Below are 7,239 nucleotides of genomic sequence, written 5' to 3'. Positions count from 1 at the left end.
GCTAGAGCCAGGCTTGGGTGGCAGCTATGAAGAGTCGCCCCCAACTCTGGCCGACGAACTCGCCCGCGACAGCCGTTGGGCCAAAGGCAACCTACAGCACCTTTGGGTCATGCTGAGGGAGCCGGGATTGCGCTTCGCCCATCGCATGGCATTTCTCAATGGAATTATGGCCTATGTGGCCTCGCCGCTGTGGCTCGGCTTTCTGATTCTTACCACCATTGCAGCGGCCAATATGACGTTGGCGCCGATAGAATACTTTCCCGATGGGCATCAGGGGCTTTTTCCCCTTTGGCCGGAATGGCGGCCGGAATGGGCACTAGGCCTTGCGTTAAGCACCTTGGCATTGCTGTTTTTCCCGAAGTTTCTGGCAATTCTTGATGCCGTTATACATAGGTTTACCAAAGAGTTCGGTGGTCTGTTTCGATTGTTTTGCAGTGTCATGTTGGAAATTATGATTTCGGTATTGTTGGCACCCTTGCGCATGTGGGCGCACAGCCGCTACGTGGTCTCAGCGTTGTTGAACGTGTCGCTGCAATGGGCTGGGCAGAATCGCACTGAGGAAACCGGCTGGAAGGAAGCCTTTGTTTTTCAGTTGCCCGGCATGCTTTTAGGCGGAGGCTGGTCTGCATTTGCCTGGAGCCTGGATACCATGTTTTTCCTATGGTCGCTGCCTGTCGCTTTGCCGTTGATTTTGGCGGCGCCGACTGCTGTTTACCTCAGCCGCAATTCACTTGGTCAGGCGCTGAAAAAACGTCGCCTTCTGCTTATACCCGAGGAGTGCAAGACAATGCCGCTGCTTGAGGATGTCGTTTGGTACCGCTCCCGCGAACTGTCGAGCCCAACCCTTACACCGCTCGAACAGGCCGTTCTGAGGCTTGACCACAATCGCCTGCATCAGGCTCTGGCTTGGGATCATCGCCACGGGTCGCGCACAGCAGAACTGGAAGCGTGCGTGGCTCTGTGCCTCGAGCAAGGGCCGGAAGCCTTGTCTCGCTTGCAAATGAGTCAGATTGTCAGGGATCGGCAGTCCCTGAGGGTGCTGCACGAAGGTGCTTGGCGCGCTCCACCTGACAGCTTTTGGGGCCGCGCCATAGGTCGGCTGAGCGCTCACGTTTCAGGCGCATAGTTTGATGTTGCTTACACATTGAATCCGCCAGTTTCCAAAAATGAGGAAAGCGGTAAAGGAGGAGAACGAGGCTATGGATCGACGGACGCTTATGAAAACCCTCATAGCAGGGCTTGGCGCCAGCGCGCTGCCGCTGGCGCCTCTTGCTTGGGCACGTGAACCCGAGATAAACAGCGATGCCCGCGATAAGCCTTTCAGTTATGCATGGCTGAAAGGCTACGCGCAGAAGCTGGCGGGGAATGCATATGTCTCCCACGAAGGCGAGCTGCCACAGACCCTTAAACAACTATCCTGGGACGACTATCAAGCCATTCGATTCCGTAAGGATCATGCGTTGTGGGCCGACAGCGATTCCGCCTTCCAGGCGCAACTGTTTCATCTTGGCTTATATTTTCAATCCCCCGTCGCCATTCACGAAGTGATTGACGGCAAAGCAACTGAGCTTCGCTACAACCCCGAGTTTTTTGATTACGAAGGCAAGCAGCCCCTCGGCGATCTACCAGGTAATCTTGGCTACGCAGGTTTCCGCCTCCACTACCAAACCGACTACTCACGAGATCTGGCGGCTTTTCTCGGTGCCAGCTACTTCCGCGCCGTGGGCTCGGATATGCAGTACGGCATGTCTGCACGCGGGCTTGCCATTGATACCGCAATAAACGGGGAAGAGGAATTTCCACGGTTCAGCGCATTCTGGTTGGAAAAGCCCCAGCCCGGCAGCCAGGTTATACGGGTGTGGGCGTTGCTTGATTCTCCCAGCACCACCGGCGCTTATGCCTTCGTTCTTGACCCTGGCCGCAACATGGTGATGGATGTAGACGTTGCACTTTATCCGCGTACAGAAATACAAAGGGCCGGCATTGCGCCCCTGACCAGCATGTACCAGGTTGGTGAGAACAACCGGCGTATGGATTACGACTGGCGGCCAGAAATTCACGATTCCGACGGTTTGGCCATGTTATCAGGCAGTGGCGAATGGCTCTGGCGCCCTCTTGAGAACCCGGCTCACCTGCGCTTTAACAGCTTCAGCGATAATAATCCCCAGGGTTTCGGGCTTCTGCAGCGCGACCGGAATTTTGACCACTATCATGACGACGGCGTGTTCTATGAGCGCCGCCCAAGCGTGTGGGTGCAGCCCAAAGGCGAGTGGGGCAAGGGCAGTATTGACTTGGTTGAGATTCCCACCGTGGATGAAACCTTCGACAACATCGTTGCGTTCTGGCACCCGGAAGAACCACTCAAGCCCGAGCAGGAGTATCTGTTCTCCTATCGTTTGCATTGGGGTGAGCGTGCGCCGGTGAGCCCGCGAGAGATTGCGACCGTGCAGGCAACTCGAACCGGGCTGGGCGGGGTTATTGGCCAAGAGCGCGAGTATTTTTCTTGGCGCTTCGCGGTGGATTTTACCGGCGGGATGCTTGAAATGTTGGGCGACAATGCCGAAGTAGAAGCGGTCATCAGTGCCAGCCGAGGCGAGGTGGAAATAACCTCTGCACGCCCATTGTCTGCAATTGGTGGGTACCGGGCGATGTTTGATTTGGTTCCAGGGGACTCGGAAGAGCCCATCAACATTCGTATGTATCTGCGCCTGGGCGATGAGCCGCTTACCGAAACTTGGGTGTATCAATACACACCGCCGCCACAGTCAGAGCGAAAGCTTTACTGATGAGGCAACAATTCAAAGAGTTGATTCTCAAGGATTGTTGACAATACCGGGTGTGGATTGTTGACAATGCCCGGCATCCGGCGTAGATTTTGTCGTCATCAAGCCCATATTGTCGACAAACTATGCCGGATATCACTTCTCAAACCTACACGCGAGCTGACGAAGCTTTCGATTGTCTGCAAACGGCAATCGTCAAAGGGGATCTTGCACCGGGTGACAAAATCGGTGAGTTGGATCTCTGCTCTCGCTTTCAGCTGACTCGAGGCCCCCTCAGGGAGGCCTTGGGCCGCCTTGAATCCCGAGGGTTGTTGGTTCGTCGGCCCCATGCTGGCGTAAAGGTGGTGTCCGTCAGTGCATCAGAGCTGGTCGAGTTGTATCGCATACGAGAAATCATGGAAGGTTTGGCCGCCCGCCAAGCCGCCGAACGTATGACCGACCAAGAAATTGCCGATCTTCAAGCCACGCTCGATACCCACGAAACTATGATCGATGAAGCCCGTGGCCAGGCTTATTACCAGGCCGAAGGGGATTACGATTTTCACCACCGTATTGCTACCGGCAGCCGAAATACCAAGCTCGCCCAGATGCTCCTTGGTGATCTTTACTACATGGTGCGTATGTACCGCTACCGACTAAGCACCTCAGCCGGGCGTCCTCACCGTGCCCTGGGCGAGCACCGCCGTATTGTTGAAGCGATTGCCCAGCGCGATGGCGAACTCGCAGAATTTTTGATGAAAAGACACATTAATGCCGCTCGAAAAAACATCGAGAAAAAGATTCAGGAAGGTGTTTTAACTATTTGACGGCCTCAACTATCCGAAAGGAAGGAAAATAATATGTCCAGCAAGCTATCCCCAGGCGCGCGGTTTCGCAAAGCCCTAAATGACAATAAGCCCCTTCAAATTGTAGGCACGATCAACGCCTACGCTGCCATGATGGCTGAGAAAGTAGGGCACCAGGCTATCTATCTTTCCGGTGGCGGTGTGGCAAACGCTTCTTATGGTTTGCCAGATCTGGGCATGACCAGCATGAACGATGTGGTAGAAGACGTGCGTCGTATTACTGCTGCCACCGATCTGCCGTTGCTGGTGGATATCGATACTGGTTGGGGTGGGGCATTCAATATTGCCCGGACCATTCGTGAAATGGAACGCGCTGGTGCAGCTGCTGTCCACATTGAAGATCAAGTTGCTCAGAAGCGCTGTGGACATCGCCCGAATAAGGAAATTGTTTCCAAAGAAGAAATGGTCGATCGCATCAAGGCCGCCGCGGACGCCCGGGTAGATGAAGACTTCTTTATCATGGCCCGTACCGATTCGTTCCAGAAAGAAGGTCTGGAAGCGGCCATTGATCGCGCCAAAGCCTGCATCGAAGCCGGCGCTGATGGCATTTTCGCCGAAGCCGTTACCGAGCTTGAGCACTACGAGGCATTCTCTAAAGCTCTTGGCGACGTGCCCATTCTGGCCAACATTACGGAGTTTGGCGCAACGCCACTTTATAATCGCAAAGAGCTCGGTGAAGCTGGCGCAGCCATGGTGCTGTACCCATTGAGCGCCTTCCGCGCCATGAACAAAGCCGCTGTAACCGTGTACGAGAACATTCTTGAGAAAGGCGACCAGAAAGACGTGGTTGATTTGATGCAGACTCGTATGGAACTGTACGATTTCCTGAATTACCACGATTTTGAGCAGAAGTTGGATCAACTGTTCAAACAGTCTAAATAACTAGGGGAGAGCAATCATGGCAGAATCAAAAAAATCAGGTGGCGCAGGCCTGCGCGGTCAGGTAGCTGGAGAAACAGCGCTGTGTACCGTTGGTAAAACCGGTACCGGTCTGGCCTATCGCGGTTACGATGTTAGCGACTTGGCAGACAATGCTCAGTTTGAAGAGGTGGCCTACCTACTGCTGCGAGGCAAACTACCAAATCAGCAGGAACTGGATGCCTATAAGCAAAAGCTGCAGAGCCTTCGTGGTTTGCCCCATGCTCTGAAAACCGTTTTGGAAAATATCCCCAAAAACGCTCACCCCATGGACGTGATGCGTACCGGCTGCTCCATGCTGGGCAACTTGGAAACGGAACACGACTTCAGCGAGCAGGACGACAAGATCGACCGCATGCTGGCCCTGTTTCCATCCATCATAACCTACTGGTACCGCTTTGCTCACGAAGGCGTACGCATTGAAACCAGTAGCGATGTGGATTCTATTGGTGGCCATTTTCTGGAGCTGTTGCACGGCAAGAAGCCGAGTGAGCTTCACGAACGCGTAATGAACGTGTCTCTGATTCTGTACGCCGAGCACGAATTCAACGCCTCTACCTTTACCGCGCGTGTGTGTGCGTCCACATTGTCTGATATCCACAGCTGCGTAACCGGTGCCGTCGGAACCCTACGTGGCCCTCTGCATGGTGGTGCCAACGAAGCGGCGATGGAACTGATTCAAAAATTCCAGAGTGCCGATGAAGCAGAGGAAGGCCTGATGGGCATGCTGGCCCGCAAAGAAAAAATCATGGGCTTCGGCCACGCGGTATATACCGAGTCTGACCCCCGTAACGTGATCATCAAGAAATGGTCTGAAAAACTGTCCAAGGAAGCAGGTGATACGGTTCTGTATCCGGTATCCGTGCGCTGCGAAGAAGTTATGTGGCGCGAGAAGAAGCTGTTTTGTAACGCCGACTTCTTCCATGCCTCGACTTACCACTTCATGGGCATCCCAACTGAGCTGTTCACGCCGATTTTTGTTATGTCCCGCGTATCTGGCTGGACAGCGCACGTGAAAGAGCAGCGGGCTAACAACCGGATTATCCGCCCAAGTGCTGATTACACCGGGCCTGAAAGCGCCCAATGGCTGCCGATTGATCAGCGGGATTAATTGAGCTTTACCCCCTCTCCCTAGCCCTCTCCCGCAAGGGGAGAGGGAATACTGATTTTACTCCCCTCGCCCCTTGCGGGAGAGGGGTTGGGGGAGAGGGGTCAACATATACCGAAAGAGTACCGCCCATGAACACCGATTACCGCAAACCCCTCCCAGGTACCGACCTGGAATATTTTGACACCCGCCAAGCCGTAGAAGACATTCAGGCCGGCGCATATAACAAGCTGCCATACACCTCCAAGATCCTGGCAGAGCAACTTGTTCGCCGTTGCGATCCGGCAGCACTTACAGATTCCCTGAAACAGCTCATCGAGCGCAAGCGCGATCTTGACTTTCCCTGGTACCCAGCTCGTGTAGTTTGCCACGATATTTTGGGCCAAACCGCATTGGTAGATCTTGCCGGCCTGCGTGACGCCATTGCGGCAAAAGGCGGCGACCCTGCGAAAGTAAACCCGGTTGTGCCCACGCAGCTCATCGTTGACCACTCCCTGGCCGTAGAGCACGCGGGCTTCGAGGAAGACGCGTTCGAGAAAAACCGGGCCATTGAAGACCGCCGTAACGACGACCGTTTTCACTTTATCGACTGGACCAAAACCGCGTTTGAAAACGTGGATGTGATTCCGCCAGGCAACGGCATCATGCACCAGATTAACCTGGAGAAAATGTCTCCGGTGGTGCAGGCGCGCACTGATGGTGAAGGCAAAAAAGTGGCCTTCCCGGACACCTGCGTAGGCACAGACAGCCACACCCCAATGGTGGATGCACTCGGCGTTATCTCCGTAGGCGTGGGTGGTTTGGAAGCGGAAAGCGTGATGCTTGGCCGTGCTTCAATGATGCGCCTGCCAGATATCGTAGGTGTTGAGCTAACGGGTAAATTGCAGCCAGGTATTACCAGCACAGACATGGTTTTGGCCCTGACCGAGTTCCTGCGCACTGAGCGTGTGGTAGGTGCTTACCTGGAATTCTACGGCGAAGGTGCAGACAGCCTCACCGTAGGGGACCGCGCCACCATCTCCAACATGACCCCAGAGTATGGCGCTACGGCTGCCATGTTCTACATCGATGGCCAAACCATCGATTATCTAAAGCTCACCGGCCGCGAAGACGAGCAGGTGGCTTTGGTAGAGACTTTTGCCAAGCATACAGGCCTGTGGGCAGATGAGCTGAAAGAGGCGGAATACGAGCGTGTTCTCACGTTTGATCTTTCCTCAGTCCACCGCACACTTGCTGGCCCATCCAACCCCCACGCACACCTGCCGACTTCCGAGCTGGCAGAGCGCGGTATTGCCGGTGAGTGGGTAGAGGAAGAAGGCAAAATGCCAGACGGCGCGGTGATCATCGCGGCCATCACAAGCTGTACCAACACCAGTAACCCACGCAACATGGTGGCTGCAGGCCTGATTGCCCGCAACGCCAACAAGCTGGGCCTAACCCGCAAGCCTTGGGTGAAATCCTCCCTGGCGCCGGGTTCCAAAACCGTCAAAATGTACCTGGAAGACGCCAAGCTGCTGTCTGAGCTGGAAAATCTTGGCTTTGGTGTGGTGGCGTTTGCATGCACCACCTGTAACGGCATGAGTGG

5 protein-coding genes and 1 pseudogene are annotated in these 7,239 nt (G+C 54.8%); all 6 read left to right on the top strand.

Annotated elements, in window-relative coordinates; genetic code table 11:
- Positions 1 to 1,126 (top strand): annotated as a pseudogene (locus ACTH3S_RS17325) (glucans biosynthesis glucosyltransferase MdoH); the annotation flags it as partial.
- Between the two features lie 73 nt (positions 1,127 to 1,199).
- The gene (locus tag ACTH3S_RS17320; protein ID WP_441810261.1) at positions 1,200 to 2,786 is read left to right on the top strand and encodes a glucan biosynthesis protein; all 1,587 of its coding nucleotides are present in this window, start codon (positions 1,200 to 1,202) and stop codon (positions 2,784 to 2,786) included.
- Positions 2,787 to 2,908: 122 nt separating this feature from the next.
- Positions 2,909 to 3,589 carry a GntR family transcriptional regulator gene (locus ACTH3S_RS17315; protein ID WP_441810260.1) on the top strand — a complete coding sequence of 227 codons (681 nt, stop codon included), beginning with the start codon at positions 2,909 to 2,911 and terminating at the stop codon, positions 3,587 to 3,589.
- A 33-nt stretch (positions 3,590 to 3,622) separates the two neighbouring features.
- Positions 3,623 to 4,510: a methylisocitrate lyase gene (gene prpB, locus ACTH3S_RS17310; protein WP_441810259.1), complete on the top strand. Its 888-nt coding sequence runs from the start codon at positions 3,623 to 3,625 to the stop codon at positions 4,508 to 4,510.
- A 16-nt stretch (positions 4,511 to 4,526) separates the two neighbouring features.
- Positions 4,527 to 5,657 (top strand): bifunctional 2-methylcitrate synthase/citrate synthase, encoded by a 1,131-nt coding sequence (gene prpC / locus ACTH3S_RS17305; RefSeq protein ID WP_441810258.1) that lies wholly within the window; start codon positions 4,527 to 4,529, stop codon positions 5,655 to 5,657.
- A 128-nt stretch (positions 5,658 to 5,785) separates the two neighbouring features.
- A partial coding sequence (acnA, locus tag ACTH3S_RS17300; protein ID WP_441810257.1) for an aconitate hydratase AcnA occupies positions 5,786 to 7,239 on the top strand: 1,454 nt, incomplete at its 3' end.

Origin of the sequence: Marinobacter sp. (assembly GCF_052094685.1) — a bacterium.
GTDB lineage: Bacteria > Pseudomonadota > Gammaproteobacteria > Pseudomonadales > Oleiphilaceae > Marinobacter.
The sequence above is the reverse complement of the archived record's forward strand: the minus strand, read 5'-3'. Positions and strand labels throughout refer to the sequence as shown.